Annotated in this window: 16 protein-coding genes; all 16 read right to left on the reverse strand. The window is 35.2% G+C overall.

Annotated features, from left to right (window positions below; translation table 11 throughout):
* Positions 1-14 precede the first annotated feature (14 nt).
* The 16 genes from ACSLUO_RS15200 to ACSLUO_RS15275 all read right to left on the reverse strand — a co-directional run bounded on the left by ACSLUO_RS15200 (position 15) and on the right by ACSLUO_RS15275 (position 20,268).
* A complete protein-coding gene (locus tag ACSLUO_RS15200; RefSeq protein ID WP_448249760.1) occupies positions 15-1,262 on the reverse strand; it encodes a hypothetical protein in 1,248 nt (415 codons plus the stop codon).
* Complete coding sequence (locus tag ACSLUO_RS15205; RefSeq protein ID WP_448249762.1) at positions 1,232-2,245, reverse strand: glycosyltransferase family 4 protein; 1,014 nt, start codon at positions 2,243-2,245, stop codon at positions 1,232-1,234. Before ACSLUO_RS15205 ends, ACSLUO_RS15200 begins: the two co-directional genes overlap by 31 nt.
* Positions 2,235-3,302 (reverse strand): glycosyltransferase, encoded by a 1,068-nt coding sequence (locus ACSLUO_RS15210; RefSeq protein ID WP_448249764.1) that lies wholly within the window; start codon positions 3,300-3,302, stop codon positions 2,235-2,237. The genes ACSLUO_RS15205 and ACSLUO_RS15210 overlap by 11 nt, the downstream gene beginning before the upstream one ends.
* Positions 3,299-4,225 (reverse strand): glycosyltransferase family 2 protein, encoded by a 927-nt coding sequence (locus ACSLUO_RS15215; protein WP_448249766.1) that lies wholly within the window; start codon positions 4,223-4,225, stop codon positions 3,299-3,301. Before ACSLUO_RS15215 ends, ACSLUO_RS15210 begins: the two co-directional genes overlap by 4 nt.
* Positions 4,218-5,522 (reverse strand): O-antigen ligase family protein, encoded by a 1,305-nt coding sequence (locus ACSLUO_RS15220; RefSeq protein ID WP_448249768.1) that lies wholly within the window; start codon positions 5,520-5,522, stop codon positions 4,218-4,220. The genes ACSLUO_RS15215 and ACSLUO_RS15220 overlap by 8 nt, the downstream gene beginning before the upstream one ends.
* 30 nt (positions 5,523-5,552) lie before the next feature.
* The gene (locus ACSLUO_RS15225; RefSeq protein ID WP_448249770.1) at positions 5,553-7,652 is read right to left on the reverse strand and encodes a DUF6077 domain-containing protein; all 2,100 of its coding nucleotides are present in this window, start codon (positions 7,650-7,652) and stop codon (positions 5,553-5,555) included.
* 81 nt (positions 7,653-7,733) lie between these two features.
* Positions 7,734-9,137, reverse strand: coding sequence for an oligosaccharide flippase family protein (locus ACSLUO_RS15230; RefSeq protein ID WP_448249772.1), 1,404 nt, complete (start codon positions 9,135-9,137; stop codon positions 7,734-7,736).
* Between the two features lie 109 nt (positions 9,138-9,246).
* Entirely contained in the window at positions 9,247-10,668 is a 1,422-nt protein-coding gene (locus ACSLUO_RS15235) for an oligosaccharide flippase family protein (RefSeq protein ID WP_448249773.1), read from the reverse strand.
* Positions 10,658-11,812: a glycosyltransferase family 4 protein gene (locus tag ACSLUO_RS15240; RefSeq protein WP_448249775.1), complete on the reverse strand. Its 1,155-nt coding sequence runs from the start codon at positions 11,810-11,812 to the stop codon at positions 10,658-10,660. The genes ACSLUO_RS15235 and ACSLUO_RS15240 overlap by 11 nt, the downstream gene beginning before the upstream one ends.
* Before the next feature lie 27 nt (positions 11,813-11,839).
* Complete coding sequence (locus ACSLUO_RS15245; protein ID WP_448249776.1) at positions 11,840-12,952, reverse strand: glycosyltransferase family 4 protein; 1,113 nt, start codon at positions 12,950-12,952, stop codon at positions 11,840-11,842.
* A 2-nt stretch (positions 12,953-12,954) separates the two neighbouring features.
* Positions 12,955-13,992, reverse strand: coding sequence for a sulfotransferase (locus ACSLUO_RS15250; protein WP_448249778.1), 1,038 nt, complete (start codon positions 13,990-13,992; stop codon positions 12,955-12,957).
* Positions 13,993-14,003: 11 nt separating this feature from the next.
* Positions 14,004-15,128, reverse strand: coding sequence for a glycosyltransferase (locus ACSLUO_RS15255; RefSeq protein ID WP_448249779.1), 1,125 nt, complete (start codon positions 15,126-15,128; stop codon positions 14,004-14,006).
* Entirely contained in the window at positions 15,128-17,041 is a 1,914-nt protein-coding gene (gene asnB, locus ACSLUO_RS15260) for an asparagine synthase (glutamine-hydrolyzing) (RefSeq protein ID WP_448249781.1), read from the reverse strand. Before asnB ends, ACSLUO_RS15255 begins: the two co-directional genes overlap by 1 nt.
* 32 nt (positions 17,042-17,073) lie before the next feature.
* Positions 17,074-18,126 carry a FemAB family XrtA/PEP-CTERM system-associated protein gene (locus ACSLUO_RS15265; RefSeq protein WP_448249783.1) on the reverse strand — a complete coding sequence of 351 codons (1,053 nt, stop codon included), beginning with the start codon at positions 18,124-18,126 and terminating at the stop codon, positions 17,074-17,076.
* Positions 18,123-19,112 (reverse strand): polysaccharide deacetylase family protein, encoded by a 990-nt coding sequence (locus ACSLUO_RS15270; protein ID WP_448249785.1) that lies wholly within the window; start codon positions 19,110-19,112, stop codon positions 18,123-18,125. Before ACSLUO_RS15270 ends, ACSLUO_RS15265 begins: the two co-directional genes overlap by 4 nt.
* Before the next feature lie 7 nt (positions 19,113-19,119).
* The gene (locus ACSLUO_RS15275) at positions 19,120-20,268 is read right to left on the reverse strand and encodes a glycosyltransferase (protein ID WP_448249787.1); all 1,149 of its coding nucleotides are present in this window, start codon (positions 20,266-20,268) and stop codon (positions 19,120-19,122) included.
* Positions 20,269-20,270: the final 2 nt, after the last annotated feature.

Below are 20,270 nucleotides of genomic sequence, written 5' to 3' on the forward strand. Positions count from 1 at the left end.
TATTATTCCTAAACTTATATTAATTCGTAAACTAGCACGATAGGCTGAGGTTCAAAACGGTTGCTTGTTCTGTCGGTATGCGAAAGCATTATATATAACCTGTTTGTGTTAGGGTTAAAGTCTGCACCTATTATTAGGTTTTTTTGCTCTTTAGGGGGTATATGTATTGGTAAGTTACCGTAAGCAATAGGTTTTGTGAGCTTTTTATCTACTACACTTGTATTGCTACCGTTTAGGTTGTTTAAATCCCAAAGCCAAAAGTAATTGTTGTAATCGCCACTTTTATACGCGCAAGGGCCTCCGCATACATTACCGTTTGACTCTTTTATTTTATAACCAATACCAAATTTGTGGCCACCGGTAGAACCTAATACCAAATATTTATTCGTGTTAGGTATTATGAAGCCGTATACAGCTTTAGATACTTCAGTCCAAATTTTATTATTTAGCTTTTTGTTGTAAAGATCTTCATGAAGTGGGCTTGCTAGCGAATATGAAAAAACTTCTTTAGTATTTATTTGTTTATAATTGCTTTTAAAGCCTGTGTAGTTGTCTAGGTATGCAGCATATGCAGAAGGTCCTATGCTTAAACGGCCATTTATAGGTGGGTTACTGGCGTAACCCACAATGTAGTTGCCTTTAAGTTTTTCCTGTTGGGGTTTGTCTGTAATTTTACTCATCCAGCCTGCTGCTTTTGCTTTGCCACGTAATTGATAAAAGCCGTCAACATCACTTTTTCTAAGCTTTTCAGGTGAACGAAGAATAAGTGTGGTACTAAGGTTGTTAGCGTCAGCATCGTAGTATTCAATGGCGTTAATAAATAACTCGTTGTCTATCAACTCTAAGCCCGTAATTCGATTTATTTTTTCTTTTTTTAAGCTTTTACCTTTAGGCAATATTTTAAAAAATGTTTGGATATTTTTGGCGACAGGAAAATCATCAACATTTTGGTGGTTTGCCGATAGCTTAGGGATATTAAATTGCCCAAGTGCTTGCGATTGAGCATTTCCTACTACGTAAATAGATCTGTCGTTGTCTTCAACTGTAAACGTTCCTTGAGAGAAGGCGATGGAAGAAGCTCCTAATGTGCCAGGTTGAAACTTAAAGCCGCCAGCATATTTTAGATAAATGCTTTGCTCGTCAAGTAGTATGTCAGCTGAGTTATTTGCATAAGTTGGCAACATTAAAAGTGTGAATATAAAACCAACTAGCGTTAATGTTATATTGTTCATTACGAATCCTTTGTTAATTTTTTTAGCCATGTGTTTGTGATTGATGCTAAGCCAAATTTTTTTTTTGCTATTTGGGCTATTACCATTCGTTCATCATGAGAATAATTTAACATATCATCAATACTATCATTTATGTTATTGCTATTCTTGTTTACCAATTTAACTCCGGGTATGTTTTCAAATTGCGCGAAGCCTGGGATTGTGGAAAGTACGCAGGGGATGCCTGCGCATAATGCCTCGGCGACGACTAATCCAAATGTTTCACTTTCACTTAAAAAAACTAATACGTCAAAGCTGCTGTATATTTTACTTTTGTTGTGTTCCCAACCCATAGCTTTAACTTTGTCACTTTCAGACCAGTTTTTATTTGTACCCCATAAGAGTATTTCGTTTACCGTTGAAGCTTTTAAGGCGGCTTTTACTGTAAGCGCACAATTTTTTTCGGGTATGTCTAGGTTTCCTACACAGCCTACGTTTTTCCTATTGTGTGGTCTATTTACAGGAAAATAGGGAATAGCATTGGGTATAACAAATGTTTTATGTGCTGGGGCGTTGTAATTGTTTTTTTGGTAATCACTTACAAAGTGTATATGATCAGCCAGAGACAGCATTTCATTGATATGTGTTTCTGTTAATGCATGTCCTGTGTTTCTTAGACCATGAATAGAAAGAATAATTTCTTTGTTTCTAGCTTTAAGGGCTTTTACAACCTGGGTACTACAAGAAAGATCAATAATATAAAAATTAGCATTTATATTTTGCTGATTGATTATTTTTACCTTTCGGTTGAGGTGCTGATTTAATTTACTGGCAGGGTATGAATAAAATGTTACCTGTATATTATCGGCTAAGGTGTTAGCCAAAGTACACATGGCGCTACTGCCGCCTGTATTTTCATGAAAAGTACAAACAAAATGAATATGACGTGTTTTTTGAGTTGGTTTCGCCCGTAAAGTTAGTTTATTAAGGTAATAATAAAAGCTATTTTTTAGTACGGTAATTTTATAGCTCATTACGGCAAGCCTGTGTAATGTAATGAATTTTTTTCTTCCAATTTAAGGTGATAACGTTGTTAGCGTGATGTTGTTGGTAGTAAGTGATTATTTTATGACTTAATTGCATTTTATTTTGAATTAAAGTGTTTAGTTTCTCTATATTTTCATTTAAGTTTTCAGAGGTAAACAACACACCAGGAAAGTTTTTAAATAATTCAATGTGTGCTGGAATGGGACTTAATAAACAAGGCTTACCTCGTGATAATGCTTCCATAACCACTAAACCAAATGTTTCAGATTTGCTGGTTGAAATTAAAACATCAAATGATTGGTATAGTTGGTTTTCATTGTTACTCCAGCCATGAAAAATAACTTTATCTTTGTTTATTGTTATATTCTCACTATTATGTGTTTGCTTCGCTCCCCATATATGTATTTGGTTTGCCAGTGAGCTTTGTGCTATTTCAATTGCTTGTATACCATTTTTTAATGGCCGTTCTAAATGCCCAACAATACCTACGTTGTTGGTGTTAGTTAAGCCGTTGGCGGTGTTTTCCGAAATGTAATTTCCAATAATAAAACTGTGTGTATGTAATTTTGGTAAATTCAAGTTTTCAGTGAAATTAAGTTTTTGAATATTGGACACAAAGTGAATATACGAAGCGTTATCTATGGCTGATTCAATAACAGTTTGTGGAATATTGTGGCCACTTTGAAGTAGCGAATGAATAGACAATATTACGTTTTTCTCTACGTTTTTGTATCGGGACAGTTCAAAGCCCGTAATGTCAGTAATAACAGCTAAAAATCCAGCTTTATAGTGAAAGTTAATCACGATAACATCAGGGTGAAGCTGATCGAGTATTAGTGAATTTTTAGGGGCATAAAAATAAACATCGTATTCATCAAGTAAGTGATGAGCTAAATTTAAAAAAGCTTTTGTTTGCCCACATTGAAACTGGTACCCAAGGTTAAATAGTACTCTGTTTTTATTTTTTTTTATAAATAGGCTGTTTTTTAACCGTCGCAATAAAAAATGCAATGTGTTAATTTTAGTGAATAAATATTGGATCACGGTTGTTTTTCCATGATTTTATATTCACTTGCGTAACCTTTCCAATAGTAATAATCCCACACTTTATCGAGTAGCTGATATTCATTATTCGTAAGGCTTTTTAGTAATATATTTATCTTTTTCTTGAGTAGTTTAAACACTAACCATCGTGGGTATCCCAATAAAGTGGCGTATTGTGTAAACTTTTGATTACGAACATCACTGTGTAACGCTCCTCTTCCCGCTCTATAAGCTCTGCCATGAAGCCATTTAGGGGTTATTTGATTTGCTCTAATATAGTGTTGTAGTGTTATTTCTGTGTCGAAGTATGCTTTAAAACCATGCCGTGCAACGCGGTCTAAAAAATCAGTTTCACTACCCATAGCATAACTACCTGGTCTTGGACCGATATTTTCATTAAAGGTTACTTTGTTTAACACGGCTTTTCTAACGGCCATGTTTGGCCCCCAAAGGTTACTTGGGCTCATTTGCGAAGAAGTAAGTTTGTCTGAATGAACGGCAAATGCAATTCCCATTGGGATTTTTGTCAGTATTTCTGGGTTTGGTGATCTTTCCCAGTAAGGGCGAATGGGACCACCAAACACATCATGTTCGCTGTGTTTTTCCGAAACATTCCAGTATTGCTCAAGCCAATTTTTAGGTACGATAACGTCATCATCAGTGAAAATAATCAAGCTACCTTTAATTAAGGGTAATGCTTTATTTAGTGCGGCATTTTTTCCAGGTGTTGTTTGATTAATTATGGTGATGGGTAGCTTTTTTGCGTAATGATTCAAAATAGCTTCGGTGTTATCAGTGCTATTATTATTTACTGCAATTATTTCCCAAGCACTGCTGAATGCTTCCTTAACGCCTATTAGAGAGTCCAACATCAAAGGCAGAGTTTTATTGCCATTGTAAGTAGAGAAAACAATACTAATCATTTTTTATACCTTTTTGCGGCCTAACAAACACTTTATATATGCATGCCGCAAATAAAAATAGCCAATATAAAATTTCTGCTCTATATCTATTCATAAATGAAGCGGTAATTAAGTAGCAAATTAAAGCGCAAAAAATAGCTAAAACTAAGTAGTAATCTTCAGTGTTTTTAGATGCTTTTAATATTTTTAATGCTTGCCGCATTGATCTAAAACAAGCGTATATTATTAAAAGTAATAAACTAAAACCAATGTAACCAAATTCACTGATTGCTTCAAACCATGTTGAGTGTACAGATTTATTACGTGATTTGCCAGTTGCAACATTTTCTGGAATATATTGCGGAGCAAGGTATTCAAAACCTCGAGCACCTACACCAAGCGGATAATCTTTGGCCATATCCATTGCAGCGCTCCAGAATACCGTTCGTGTAGCACCTGTTTCTTTGTTTTCATCTACTTTTTGAGAAAAGATAGAGTTAAATCTTTCTACGAAGGAGTCGTCAATTACCTGGGTTGCTCCAATTAAACCTGAAAATATAAAAGCAATAACAACAAATCGTTGGTTTTTAAAACGAATTTTAGAGGCGTACATTCTAAAAAAGAATATTGCAAAACACCCAATAATACCAAGCATTGAGGCTCTACTGTTGATCAATACAATGGCGTTAGCTGAAAAAGCGATACAGGCTAAATAAAATAGTTTTTTGATATATGAAGGGTTGCGCCAAAAAAAATAAAAGGAAAAAATTAACGATGGAGCAATAACTGTGGCTAAGCCATTTGCTTCTGGTGAGTCAACCGTACCAATACCTTCAACTCGAGAGCCAGACGTTCTACCCACTTGATACACCATGAAAGATAGATAAGCTGCGCCAATTAAATAGCCATGGAGAATAAGCTTTAAATCGAATTTATCTTTAACTAGACAGTAGGCAATACTCATGGTTATAACCATTTTTACGTAGTTAACCAGAGCGTCGTTATGCCAAAACGGTAGAATAGCAAAAAAGCTTAGTAACCATATATAGGCCAATAATACATAAATAATCTTGAATTCTCTGGATTTGAATGGGTGGTTATTTTTATATTGTTTAAAGCCAATTAATAAGCATAAGAACATTAATAACACGCTAAAAAATGAGTATGAAAGATCTGGTACCATGCCTCCCCACCAGCGGTTTTTAGGGTAGAAAAAATAAATTAGTTGATAAAGTACGAAGGCATATACATGGTTTCTGAACAAGGCCTGCATTGAACAATACATAATGCTGGATAAAAATAATAATACATTTAACACTTGTTGTTGCCTTTTATATTTGAACGTTAATTATTGACAAAAATACCATTGTTCTGCCATCGGCCTACAAGAATAACTTGAATAGTTTTCCAGTGTTTTGTTTGTTGAGATTGAACTTTCAAAAACTAACGCTGTAACTCCAGCTGCTTTGCTTAACATTAACAAAGTCATCAGTTCATCGTGTTTAAGTGTGTTTATGTTATCAATGTAGTGTTGTAGCGTGTTATGTTGCTTTACTTCTTTTTTGGTTAGTGGATAAACGTGCTGGTAAAGTACTCTTGAAGTGAGTAGTTTGCTGCTTCTGGGTAACATCGGTAGCAATTGAGCAACGCGACTGTCAGCAAGAATAAGTTTATCATCGGTTACTTCTTTAGCGACAATGTCTGCCACATTAAAAGCAGTGTGATTATATTTGAAAGGGCGAAATTTATTGGTATAAATTTGTTTAATATAAGGAGAACCTCTTTCTATTATATAAAGAGATACTACCAATAAAGGAATAAATGACAAAAACACAATGACTTTAGCATTTAGTTGTAACTTTAATGATGTGTTTATTTTAGATAATATTATTTGTGTACTTTGTAGTAGCGAAATAGTAAACAACCCAAGTATTATAACAAGAGGCATCGCCCAATGAAGGCGCCAAACGATATTAGGAGGCCCTATATTCTCAGCAATAAACATAGCCAACCAATGATTTAATGTTAAAAATGAGATCATAAAAAGCACGCTAACACTTTTAATGCTTTCTTTTATATTCATATTAACAGCACATAAAATTGCTGAAATACCTATCATTAGCAATATTATTGATAAATTTTTATTACCACCAAAAAGCCAATACATTGATGAAGTATCACGCTTTTTCTCTATTTTTTTGTGTGGCTTATAATCGATTGCTTGTTGCTCATTCATTGTTGCAGCTTGAGTTTGTTGATATCTATATGATTTAAAGTTGTCTATGTTACTTTTAATCACCATCAGAGCGGCTAAATTTGGTAAACAAATTAAGGCGATAACAGCCATTTGTTTGATATTAATTTTGTTAGTTTCAATACAATGAGCCAAATATAAAACGCCTAGAAGAATTATAGAAATATAAGCGCCTGTTGTACTAGAGCCTGCACAACATATTAACGACAATGAAAGTAGAATTTTATTTGTGAGGTTATTGGTGTTTATATAGTTATGCCAACACCAAATAACGAGAGGCATGCAAAAAGTAAGTAATACTCCTTTTCCTTGATAAATGCGAGGAATAAAAAACATGCCATGTAGATGATTATTTATCGACCAAGCAATAAGGAAAAGTATACAAAAAATGGCAGCAAAAAAACTAAACCTTTTTGAGTAGTGCTTAATAACTTGAATATATAAAAAAGGGGTTAGGAATAAAATTAAAGCAGGTAAAGCAAGGTAATAAGAGGTAAAAACGCTGAACCCTGTTGTGTATTCGATAGAGGCGGTTAGTAATTCCCATGATTGCCCAAAATTCAAAGGGAAAATAAATGACAATCCTCCTTTGTTAAATATACCATCGTACATACCAAATATTTCGTTTGGGTTGTGCAAAGAACGAGCGGTATAAGATAAAAAGTGTGTGTCGTCACTGTCCCACCATACACAGTAAAAATATAAAACAATAAGAGATACACCAAGAATTAGTGCGGGTACTACCTCGTTTTTCGCTTTAATTGGTGGGCAGGGTTTATGAGAAGAACGTTGTTTTATATAGAAATAAAGAGGAATAAAACCAGCGGTTAATAATAACCAAGCAACAGTGAAGTGTGGTTCAATACCAACAAATGTAATAACAAATGATGTTAAAAATAACAGCGACGCGCCCAAGATCAAATATAAGTTAAATAACTGTGTGTTGTGTGGTTGTTGGTAAATTTTATTTCTTTGGGTGTTTTCTACTGGCGTTATATTTTTATTTTGAATTAAATAGTAGAAAATTCCACTTGAAAGAATCGCTACGGGGAAAAGTACGTAGGCGAATGTGTTGAAAGAAATATTCGCAACAAGCATTATCCAAGAAAAAACGGTGAATATACCATAAAATATAATCATCGCCTTTAGAATGTTGATAAAAAATACTTCGATTACATTCCGATGATTTGACATAACAATATTTAAATTTATGATGTAGTTAGCTCACTATTCTACCTTCATGCTTAGCGATCATCAATATCAATATATAAACCATTAAAACGCTTTCTTGAGTTGTAACCCTATTTCTCTTTTATGGTTTAGGATGAACCAGATAACCATAATTATAATCCATTCGAATACATAAGAAATGTCTGATTCAGGCAGTGCTAATGAACAAATGAAACTGAAAGCAACAATCAAAACAAGTATCGCTACCTCTTTTAAAATGGTATTAAAAAAGTTTACAGGTGCTACATGTAAATGTTTGTTTAATAACCAAATAAATATTGTAGTACGTATTAGTGGAGCTACGATACAAAGTAATATCAGCATTACTTCAATTGAAATAGATATACCAATTAACGTGAAAGTTAACCTTATGGTCGCCATGAACGTATTCGCCCAAAAAATTTCTTTTGAAATGCCTAAACCAAGTAACACAGGTGTGACTAACTGTGTCATACAGAAAATGGCTTTGCCTATACAGAAATATACTAACCATTCAGCTGATTGAAGCCATTGAGCACCAAACATTAGAGTGATTATCTCTTGCGAGTAATAAGCCAAAAATAAAAAGAATGGAAGTGCCATACAGAGAAACAAACTGGTGATACGTAGGTAAGTCTTTTGTTTTTCTACATTTGTCATTTTCATCATAGAAAAATATGGTGACAATATAGGGCTTAGGCCATCGGTAACGAGTCTTGAAAATATTAACGTGGTTGATGATGCTCTATTCAACAAACCTGTTGTTTCTACAGAATAAACACTACCAGCAGCTAAGTCTGCGGAATTATCACTCATGTATTGAACGACTGACGATAACCCAACAAATTTAGAGTATTTCAGTATATTCGGTATTTCAGTGAAATTGATTTTTAGTGAATATTCACGTGTGCGAAAATAATAAATAACGACTAATTCAGTCAAGGAAAATGCCACCATTCCAAGTGCTAGTGATAAAACGCCGTAATCATTATATGCGAGTGTAATTGATGTTGTAACGCTTGTTATACCAGCAAAGAGTGAGGAGTAGAGGTCCTGTTTAAATTGTAAGTTTTTCCGTAAAATTGATGAAAATACAATAGTGGCAGGTGAAATTAAAATGGTTGTGGCAATGATTTGAATTATCAATGCAAGTTTTGAGTTATCGTAAAAATTAGCAATCGGCGTTGACGTTATTAATAGCAGTAAAAATAAAGCGATACTTACCATTAAGCTGAATGTGAACGCACTACTAACCTTTTGTTGGTTGAGCGATTGTTCTTTTATGATGTAATTACTAATTCCAAAATCTTTTATTACATTTGTAGCACCTAAAAATATAATGGCAATACTGAATAGACCAAACTCTTCTGGTGTTAATAGCCTCGCAATTATAAAGCTACTTATTAGCTGTAAAGATATTGAGATATATTTGCTTGATATGGATATGAGGCTTGCTTTTTGTATCGACATTTTAAGTGTTATAGTTCATTGGTAAATTCAGTTATATATTTTTGTCGCAATAATAAAACGTAAGTATATATAAATTTATATTAACTTGAAAAATATAAATTTTATTTGATTATCGAATTGTTCGTTTATAAATGTAGTAGGTTAAATATAACACGAAAGCATGTAATACATAAGCACACAAAAAAGCACTTAAACTTAGCGGTAAATCTAGCCAGTTATGTTGTTGTGCTTTTGATAAAATATTAGAAGCAATATATATTGATGATATTGAAATAAGACTGATTAAAATAAGTATAGATAAGACTTTCAACACGTTAAACGAGAAAAGATAATACAAATAAATTAGCATGCCCAATGTAAAGAAAATACCAATGGCGCCTCTTATCCAAGCAATATCTGTAACTTGGTTTGAAGTTGTTAAGAGGAGGTAGGTGCTTATTATACTAATAATACAAATTAAGCTAAATAAGTCATTGTAAAACAATAACTTTACTTTTTTAGTAGCAATTAATACATGTTCACATATTAATAAATAACCGTAATAAAAAATGATTAATACCATTGAACTCAATATTTCAGTGGCGTAACCCCATTGTTCACCAAGCAACGTTTTAATTAAAATATTAGAAAAATTAAAAACGTAAAAGCAAACAGGTAATATAAAGCAAGAGGCCATTATAAGTGAATTTTCAATTTTATTGGCTATTGAGTTTTCTTTATTTTCACTAAATATAGCAAGCAATGGTTCTAACGCGGGTTGAAGAATATTGCTATTGGGCAGCATAGCAATATCTCTTGCCATATAGTAATTACCAAAATGTGTTGTGCTAAAAAACTTTGAAACAATAAGGTTGTCTATTTGTGATCTTGTGTAGCCAACAATACCTTTTAGAAGTAGCCATTTTGAGATAGCAAACTGAGCATGGTAATGTTTGATAGTCCATGTAGGCCGGTATGGTTTAATAAGGTAGCTCCCTATTAAATATATCAAACTTGCCACTAAATCTGCGATGATAATTGCCCAAAAGCTTTTATATAAATATGCAATGGTAATGACAACAACTAACGCGGTAATCTTTTTTATGATCAATAGTTTAAATATGCCGGTATAATTCAATTGCTTTTTAAGTAGAAATAATTGAGGGTTATTAATTGCATTCATTAAGATGATGAATGAAAGAGCATAAATTGTGTATTGTAATTCTGGTAGATTAAAAAAAGTTGAAATAATGGGGCTACATATTAATAATAGGAGCCATAAAGAAGACTTTAGAAGGCAGTCTAGTGACCAAGCGGTATCCAAGTCTTGTTCATTTACTTTTTCTTTTTGAATAATATATTGTTCACTACCAATATTTGAAAGCATGTCAAAAAAATATATTATTAATGCGGTTATTCCGATAACCCCGAAGTCTTCCGGAGTAAGAAGGCGCGCTAAAATAAGTAAGCTAATTAAGCCTGATACACGCTCAAATAGTCTTGCTACCACTAATAATAATGAGCTTGAAACGAGTTTCTGATTAAGTTGCATCAAATATTTTAATAGCTTTTTGGGTGTGAACTTTCCAATCGAGAGTTAGCTCTACATGTTGCCGAGCTTGTGCGCCCATATCTGTAAGTAACTCCCTATTGTTTAGCAGTTTGATTAATGTGTGACTGATATTGTCCTGTTGTGTACAGTCAATAATATATCCTGTTTCGTTTAGTCGCATTGTTTCAGTTGTTCCACCCGAGTTACCTGCTATCACAGGTTTTCCACATGCTTGAGCCTCTACAAGTACCATACCGAAACCCTCAATGTCTTGGCCAACCGTTCGGTTAGGTAAAATAAAAATATCACATTGTTGATAAGCTTCAATCATCTGCTGATCGTTAACTTCTGACATAAATAGCACGTGCTTTTCGATGTTTAATGTTTTCGTTAAGGCTACTAGTTTTGCTTTTTCTTCACCCCCACCCACAATTGCATATAAAATGTTAGGTATTTTGGAGATTATTACTGGTAACGCTTTAATCATCATGTCTTGCCCTTTACGTTCTTGCAAACGGCCAACGGTTAATACAACGGTACGTTCATGCCATCCTAAGCCTTTTTTTATTGTTTCATCCTTGGTCGTCGGTTTAAATTGTTCGGCATCTACACCGGGGTTGAGTACCGTTGTTTTTTTTGGGTCAACAGGCCAATTATTAACAAGTAAAGACTGGCTGTTTTGGCTGTTACAAATGAGTGTTGAAGCATTCTTTAATACCCTTGATACAATCCATCGAAGCTCTCTGCTTGTATTAGCCGCTTCTATGTCTTCTCCATGTATGTAACTAATATAAGGCACACCAGAAAACTTATGTAATAAATACCCCATAAAGCCTTCTGGCAGACAGCGACCACAATGAATATGTGTTATTTTTTCTGTTTTAATTATTTTTTTCAGTGCCCAAAAGGTTCGCCAATAAAATAATAAAGCAGTAATACTTCTCAATCCCCACTTATTTGAGGTCAAGTTTAATCGCGTTAAATTGAGGTCATGAGTTTTATCGAATGTCTCCTGCCCTTCACATTCACCAGCAGCTATAACATATTCATTTTTAGGAAGGCGATTATATAGCTCCCAAAACCATCGACCGCTTCCGCCATGTACAGGGGGGAAAACTTCACTGATTAATAATGTTTTTTTCATTTTAGACTGCTACCTGTAAAAATGACGTTAAGTGATGGCATCACGGTAAATTTTTTTCATTGTCTTATGTCTTTGTGCAAAAGAAAATTTGTTTTTTGCAACCTCTCGAGCTTTAGTGCCTAAGTGTCTTCTTAAGTCTTCAGAAGCTAGAATTTGAGTTAAATATTCACTTAATTGATGGGTAACATCTTCACAAAAATTTTGAGGGATAGATTTAACATAATATCCTTTAAATAGTTGTTCACAATCATACTTAGAGGTGTCAATCATAAGTCCGGTTTCATTCTGTGTGATCATTTCTGGCATTGCCATACAGTTAGTGGCAATAACAGGTATACCAAAAGCCATAGCTTCTAAAACGGCGAAGCCGAAAGCCTCATTATAAGTAGGTAATAAATAAACATCGGTTTGAGGAAGTATTTCTTTAAGCATCCTTTTACGAGGAATTCTACCCATAGATATTTTAGGACTTTTACTGATTTTTTCTAAATATTTATTTCTTAATGCTAGGTCGTCAGTTTTAAAGTCAATATTTTCATCGCAAGCTAAGATGAGCCTAATGGAGGGGTATATCTTTTGTATTCGTTCAAATACATCAATAACATTTACCCCCCCCTTGCGGAAAAAATCACCACTGAATAGTAGGCAAAAATCACTTTTTTTATATTGGACTAGAGCTTCATCAGGAGCATTAATAGCAGGATAAACGACTTCGCTTTTATCCCATAAAGTTTGATTGGTAATATTACCATAAGTTTTTAATGTGCTTTTCCCAGCTTCACTCCAAAATAAAAATTTTTTAAAGTTATCTTGAGAAAATAGATATTCGGCATACTTACAACGTAAATACTTTGGAATTGGTATGCCTTTAATATTAAAAGCTAAAGCTTCCTGAAATACGGCTAAAGAGTATAGCCAAGGTTTTTTTGTGTGTGTGGGGCTTAGTATTGCTTCTACAATATCGCATTCGTTTTCATTAAATTTACTCATGTAGCCTATTATAGGACTATGAAAAATAGGCGAGCCTTTTCGTGCTACATTTAAGAATTTATATTCTATTTCATCGTTTGGATACTGGGCTTGTTCAAGCGCCATACCGTGCGCTTCTGTTAATCCTACCGTTATTCTTTTTATAGTCATATTTATGATTCTTGGTGAGTTAAAAACAGTGATAAATTATGTTCACACTCAGCTTCTAATGTTGCAAACCAGTTGTTGTCAGCATATTTTTTCCATTTATCTAAACGTGGCTTTTCTAATACGGATGCAGCTTGTTTTACGTAGCTTAAATCTATATTTAATTCATTAAATAAATGGGTAAGTGTTGTTATTGGCTCTGCGCTTAAAGTTTCATAAGCGATGCTTTGATTACAGAACTTTTGCCCGTATAAAAATGATAATTTCCATAAATAATAAAAACGTTGATAAGGATGCGGTGTATAAATACTATCTAAAAAGGGAAAGTGTTTGGCTAGATCATCACACCAACTATTTAAATAAAAGGCGTCTTGATAAGTATTAATTACGTCGTCTTTATTCATCAATGTTTTGTCTGTTAAAAATGAAAACCATTGATCACGAGGGTGACGATACAAATGTATAAATTTTGCGTTAGGAAAGTGTTGTTTTAGCCAAGGTAAGCGAAAATCAATACGGTTAAACTGCAAAATAGGGCGGCCCTTAGCGCTTTGAATTAATTCACAAATGTAAGCCTTCATTTTAGGATCCCATGCTTGTTCATCCATAAACAGATGGTGTCGGATCCAATCCTCTTGATAGAATAAATTTAAATGCTCAAGACCATCATACTCTTTTGAATAGTCATCAACGCCTATATGTGTGGTATCTACATGTTCGCCACGGGCTTGTTTATCAAACCAGCGTCGTTCGTTAAATGGCTCGTAATAAGCGGTACATGTGTCGATATTACGAAAAACATTCCAAAGCACGGTGGAACCACTTCGAAAGCGGCTATTAATAAAAACAATATCATCACGTTGTGAAATTTCGTTATTGACGAGGTTGTTATTAAAATAAGGGCATGGCTTATTGGTGATCACACCTAAATTTTGTGAATGAGCACTTATTGTCTTATTTAGGGCTGCTTGTGATTTTTCATGAGTTTGAAATTTAATAAACAATTCAAGCAATAACTTTTTTATATGACCAGGTAAGTTCATGTGTTATACGCCTATTGATTATTTTTTTTGGAAAATGCTTTTTGATAAAGCAGATTAAAATTTTTGTTCATTTGGGCTTCAGAAAATAAGTTATTGAAGATGTTCTGTGATGCACTACCTAAATCAGTTGAAGCTGTCATTGCTGCAATAACACGATTGATCCCTAAAGCAAATTCAGCCTCATTGTCATTTTCGGTCACATATCCGTTGATGTTATCTTCCACTATTTCAGGGTTACCACCGGCATTAGTTACGACACAAGGCTTAGATAACGACATCGCTTCTAATAAGGTCATGGAAGTACCTTCACTTAATGATGATAATAAAAATATATCCATCAGCGCGATGTGTTCAGCAGGTTTAGGTTCATAGCCCGCTAATATTACATTGTTTTTAATACCAAGCTCGGTAATGCAGTTTTCAATATTTGCACGCTCTTCACCGTCACCAACAATTAATAAAGTGCAGTTAGGTTGCTGGCTTAATACTTTAGCAAAGGCCTTTAACATCATGGTGTGATTTTTTATCGGGTCAAAACGGGCGACGGTACCTAATACCGTATGATTGTCGGGAATGTTTAGCGACTTTCTAAGCACTTCTACTTTCTCTGCATCAAAGGTTAATGGTGCTATGCCGTTGTAGATTACTTCAATATCTTTTGCAGGAATGTTTTCAAATTCCACTAATGCTTGCTTGGTGGCTTTAGAAATAGCGGTTACTTGGTCAGTAAAACAGTTTAAAACTGGATTAATTAACTTTCGTTTCCAAGTGCTTGAGTCTGGATAAAAGCGGCCATGTTCAGTAAATATGACTTTGGTGCGGGTAAACATGGCAGCAATTACACCATATACCCAAGGTGTGTATTGATGGCAGTGAATGATGTCGATGTTGTTTTGTTTGATAATTTTGCGAATATTTTTAATTAAGCTTTTATCAAAACCGGGTTGACGATTAAGTTCATGAAACTTAATACCATCTTTTATTAAGTCTTCTGCAAATGGGCCAAGTGGTGATTCAATGCATAATACCGACATGTCAAATTGTGATTTGTCAGCGCCGTCAATGAGGTTCTTAATAACCATTTCAGTGCCACCAATGCGCATGTCATAAGTGATGTGCATGATTTTAGTGGTCATTAGGCAGCACTCTTATTAGAAGTGTTGTTTGGCTCAGCCATATATTTATCCCACCACATTTGAAACATTAACATGCTCCATAAAACGGTAGCGTGGTCTTTCTTAGTGCTAATGTGCTCTTGCCAAAGGTTAGTAATAGTTTCGGCTTTAAAATAGTCATTTAAACCGTGTTGGCGGGTAAATAAGCGTTCTTCGCATAGTGTTTTTAATTCGTTTCTTAACCATGACGCTAATGGTACAGAAAAGCCCATTTTTTTACGGTATAAAATATCGTCTGGTAAATAGTCTTTAAATGCTTCTTTGAGAATGTATTTTTTTTCACCGTTTCTAAATTTAAATTCAGAAGGAATGCTGGCGGCATATTCCATTAATGTGTAATCAAGAATGGGAGCGCGTACTTCTAATGAATTAGCCATACTCATGCGATCTACTTTCACTAAAATGCCACCGGGTAAATAGGTTTTCATATCGGTGTATAAAATTTTAGAGATATGATCATTGCCATCACATTGTGCATAAGCGTCAGTGGTGATTTTTGACGGATGATAATCGCCTAGCTCTGCTTGGGTTTTATCATTGATCAGAGCTTGCCAAGTGCTGTCGGTAATAAAAGAGTTGGTAATATAAAAGCCCATTGCAGGGTCTAAGCTTAAACTGGTTAATAACGAATTGGCTTTTTTAAACGGCGTTAAATTTATTTTGCTACAAAACTTGGCCAGTGGTGGAAACACGTTTTCACGTATTGATTTTGGAAATTTGTCACGTAGTTTGTTTTCAATATGGTCAACGGCGTATTTTTCATAACCAGCAAATACTTCGTCGCCACCATCACCGGCAATTGCTACCGTTACTTTTGCACGCGCGAGCTGTGAAACAAAGTAAGTAGGCACTAATGATGGGTCGGCAAAGGGTTCATCAAAAAATGAAACTATATGTTCAAGGTTATCTTCAACATTTTGATGTACGGTTAATTCATGGTGATTGGTTTTATATTGATCAGCGACAATTTGGGCAAATTCAGTTTCGTTAAACTTTTCTTCGTCAAAGCCTATGGAGCATGTGGTGATTGGTGTCTCACTGTTTTTTGCCATCAGCGCCACTACGCCACTTGAGTCAACACCACCGCTTAAAAATGCGCCTAAGGGTACATCGGCTAACATTCGGCTTTTAGTGCAGTCGTTTGCCATTTTTTGTACGTTTGCTTTAATGTTAACTTCGCTGTCATTAATTTGATTAGCAAAGGAAATATCCCAGTATTGTTTGATATTAAAGCTGTCTTTCGTTACTTCCATGTAATGGCCTGGGGCTAATTTATGAATATTTTCAAAAATTGTTTTGGGATCAGGCACGTATTGATAAGCAAAAAAGTCGTATACTGCATCAAGGCGTACTTTTTTTTCAATACCATCAACTTGTAATAAGGCTTTTAATTCGCTGGCAAAAACCAGTTCATCATTTACATGAGTATAATAAAGAGGCTTTTTACCAATGCGATCACGGGCAATAAATAGTGACTGGGCTTTTTTATCCCATAAGGCAAAGGTGAACATACCATTGATTTTTTCTAATAATTTCACGCCATATTCTTGATAAAGCGCTAAAATGACTTCGGTGTCGGTATGGGTATTAAAGTTATAACCTTTATTAATTAGTGCTTCACGATGCTCTAAAAAATTATATATTTCACCATTAAAAACAATAACATAATCATTATTGTCAGAATGCATTGGCTGGGTACCAGCAGCAGATAAATCAATAATACTTAAACGGCGGTGACATAAACCAACACCGCTATCAACATATTCACTACCTGCGTCTGGGCCGCGATGAAATATCGCTTGTCCCATTGCTTGTAATGTTACTTGATCGCCTGTTTGATGGCTATAAGTGGTGAATCCGGCAATACCGCACATAATTTATTGCATTCCTGTGATGATAAATAAGCTTATAAACTAATATATTTTCTGATCGCTGGACCAATCATAACCGAGGTGTTAACCGGTAGTTTTTTCCAGCATGTTTCAACTATTTCTCGTAATTTACCTTTGCTGCCCGCAGCTTCTTCAGGTAAACATTGGCCTTGTTGAAAGGTTTGCCAATCAAGTGCGACGGGTTCAGCGCCCCATTGTTGTTTAAATTTATAGGTGCCTTCACCTGGTGTTGAACGACCAAAATCAAAGGTGCTAAAACCATTATCAGCAACATATGATAATAACGACCAATATAACAACATATTGGGCGCTAAACGGTTATAGTCAGCGTTGGTTGATGCCCATGGAATGGAGGAGTTTTTACCATTAATTAACACAATACCGGCACCAACAACGATGTCGTCTTTATAGACATTGGCGATAATTATATTATCTTGGTAATTTGCTAAAATTTGTTCAAACCATTTTTTGCTATGAACAGGTGAGCCTAGATCACGCATGTTACGGGCAAATACGTGATAAAAACCGTCTAAATGTTTTTGATCACGGCCAGTACTGCTGGTTAAGCCATTTTTCTCGGCTTTTCTAATTTGGCTACGTAATTTAGATTTAAAACCAGTGAATAGTGTTTCAGCACTTTCTGGTAAGGCTAATAGCATTCGAACCTTGCTAGCGCTGGCGATAGCTTCAGGACTATTTTCTGATAATTCAATGCTTTGTCTGTGCTCAAAGGTATTAATGCGGTGATCGGCACAATATTGGTTGGCGGTGTTTAATAGTTGCTGATTAACCTCAGCGGAATTTGCAATAACACCACCAACATCACAAAAAGGTAAGGCTGATAATTTGCCACTTTTCATCGGTGGCTTAATTAATACACAGGGTAATACACCGATAATATTGCCTTGTTCATCTTCGGCTAACCAAGCAATAGCTTTATGGTCATAGGCATTTTGTGCTGATGTTAACCAAGCAAAGCGGTGATAAGGCGTAGCATCTGGGTGTTGGCTAACATAACTATCCCACTTTTTTTCATCTTGCGCGCTGGCTAATCTAATTGAGCTCATACGGCAGGCTCCTTGGTTATTAATTTTTCACGCGCTTGTGACAAAGTGCAAAATTCTATATTGGCATGTTGCTGTAAATGCTCAATAACTTGTGCAATACGCTGGCAAATATTTTCGCGGGCATTTATTTCATTATTCAAGCCGGTGGTGTTGTCAATTAAACTCGAACTATGTAAATACATGTGAAATACCGTTTCATTCCGTTTTAAGCCGGTTTTTATCAAACGTATCATGTCGTTAGCCGAGCAAAGTTCAGGGCTTAAATATAGTTTTCGTAACAATAAACTGTGCCATAGAATGCTATTTGCTCTTAACCAAGTAAAGGGTGCTGACTCTAGGGTTTTATGGAGTTTTTGAGCTAAACGGTAATTAGAACGATTAAAACCACAAGTTACTGGTATTTCAAAAATATCGCGCTGCGAGCTGCTTTTATTAGTATCTGTAAAATCTGGCCAATATTGTTGGCTAGGTGCTGATTCACAAGAAAAATATTGATGGTGATATAAGGGGTAAATACTTGTGTCGGTTTCTATGCCGCTTGCATGAATCAGTTTTAATACCTCGCCATTAATGCCCCAGCGACCGGTACGAAACGATTTTGGCTGACAGCCAATATTATCGGCGATCACGCGGTTTAACTCAGTTAACTTAGCTTCAACCTGCTCTAGCGGTAAATTAATCACGTGAGATGAAAATTCACTGGTTTCACCGTAAAATGGCGGATTCGCCCAAGGGTGTAAATGAGCACCAATTTCACAATGTTGCTGATCAATATTACGTAATATTTCAGCACCATTGGCATCGTTTGCCACAGCGTAATCAACTAAATAGGTAGGTTTTATCCCCAATTCTTGACAAAATAATTGAAAAGCCGGAATTTCATAAATGTTTTTAACGGAAAAGTTTTCACTGGGAAAAGGTCCAGACCAATCCCATTCTTCTTCAGTATCTACTGACAATATGAAAGTAACAGACGGCTTATCCATGTCGTTCTTATTTTACCATTTGATTAAATAGGGTGTCGTACTCGTCGGCCATACGTTGGGCTGAGTAGTGCTTGTTGACGTAATCACGTGCGTTATTAGCGAGTTTATCTGCTAACGGCTGATCAAACAATAATTGTTCCCAATATTTTGTTAAGGTTTCTTTTTCACCTAATGGTGCTAATAAACCGCTTTCGTTATGGGTGATCAGTTGATCAATGCCGGCAATGTTATAGGCCGCTACCGGAATTCCCATGGCTGTAGCTTCCATTAAGCAACGAGGAATGCCTTCTAGTGACGAGGTCATAGCGAACAAGTCGAAACTTTGCAGTAACTCTAAACGGTCGTCTCTAAAGCCTAAAAAGTGCATAGCATCATGGTGTTTTAGGGTTTTGGCGTATTGTTCTAATTCTGCCCGCTGCTCGCCGTCACCTAATAAGCTCAGTTTTAAGTTGCCGTGCTTTTCTTGTAGAGTATTAAAAATATCTAATAGGTCGAAAATATTTTTACGGCTGATCATTTGGCCAACAAAACCGACATGTTTGACGTTTTCATCAGGAGTAAATGGTTTTAAACGTTGTTCTTCAACTTCTGATAAATCAACGCCGTTTTGAATATATTCAAGGTTTTGCTCTTTTACGCCAAAACGTCTGGCGTCATCACAAAGCTGTTTAGAAAGAGGCACGACCTTGGTGGCAAAGCGCATTACTTGGCAACCCGCCCAAATAAACGCTCTTAATTTAAAATCTTTCGCGTTTTCAAAGCCATGTGGTGTAACAATAACTTTAATACCGGCTTTTTTAGCAGCAATAACGCCTAAAATATCTGATTTATAGCCATGAGTATGAATAATATCGATTTCGCGCTCTTTAAACAGAGCTACGAGTTTGTTAATGACTTTTAAATCAAACTTGCTGCTCATGGGGACTTCAAACACATCACCAATAAAGCTACATTTTTCACGATAGTGTTTTACTAGCTCTAAATCCTGCGAGTTTTCTTCTAAGGTAATCGCTAAATCGCAACGAATATTGTCGGCATTTAAATGTTTAGCTAAAGCTAAAATCCAACGTTCGGCACCATAAAAGCCAGTTGAGCAAATAAACTGTAAAACGTTAATTTTTTTCTTTGATGATGTCGATACAACACTTGATGACATGG

Source organism: Thalassotalea agariperforans (assembly GCF_053470345.1).

Coding starts and splice junctions, on each gene's coding strand:
- ACSLUO_RS15200 (WP_448249760.1), bottom strand. CDS start 1,262: ATGGCTAAAAAAATTAACAAAGGATTCGTAATGAACAATATAACATTA.
- ACSLUO_RS15205 (WP_448249762.1), bottom strand. CDS start 2,245: ATGAGCTATAAAATTACCGTACTAAAAAATAGCTTTTATTATTACCTT.
- ACSLUO_RS15215 (WP_448249766.1), bottom strand. CDS start 4,225: ATGATTAGTATTGTTTTCTCTACTTACAATGGCAATAAAACTCTGCCT.
- ACSLUO_RS15225 (WP_448249770.1), bottom strand. CDS start 7,652: ATGTCAAATCATCGGAATGTAATCGAAGTATTTTTTATCAACATTCTA.
- ACSLUO_RS15230 (WP_448249772.1), bottom strand. CDS start 9,137: ATGTCGATACAAAAAGCAAGCCTCATATCCATATCAAGCAAATATATC.
- ACSLUO_RS15235 (WP_448249773.1), bottom strand. CDS start 10,668: ATGCAACTTAATCAGAAACTCGTTTCAAGCTCATTATTATTAGTGGTA.
- ACSLUO_RS15240 (WP_448249775.1), bottom strand. CDS start 11,812: ATGAAAAAAACATTATTAATCAGTGAAGTTTTCCCCCCTGTACATGGC.
- ACSLUO_RS15245 (WP_448249776.1), bottom strand. CDS start 12,952: ATGACTATAAAAAGAATAACGGTAGGATTAACAGAAGCGCACGGTATG.
- ACSLUO_RS15250 (WP_448249778.1), bottom strand. CDS start 13,992: ATGAACTTACCTGGTCATATAAAAAAGTTATTGCTTGAATTGTTTATT.
- ACSLUO_RS15255 (WP_448249779.1), bottom strand. CDS start 15,128: ATGACCACTAAAATCATGCACATCACTTATGACATGCGCATTGGTGGC.
- asnB (WP_448249781.1), bottom strand. CDS start 17,041: ATGTGCGGTATTGCCGGATTCACCACTTATAGCCATCAAACAGGCGAT.
- ACSLUO_RS15265 (WP_448249783.1), bottom strand. CDS start 18,126: ATGAGCTCAATTAGATTAGCCAGCGCGCAAGATGAAAAAAAGTGGGAT.
- ACSLUO_RS15270 (WP_448249785.1), bottom strand. CDS start 19,112: ATGGATAAGCCGTCTGTTACTTTCATATTGTCAGTAGATACTGAAGAA.
- ACSLUO_RS15275 (WP_448249787.1), bottom strand. CDS start 20,268: ATGTCATCAAGTGTTGTATCGACATCATCAAAGAAAAAAATTAACGTT.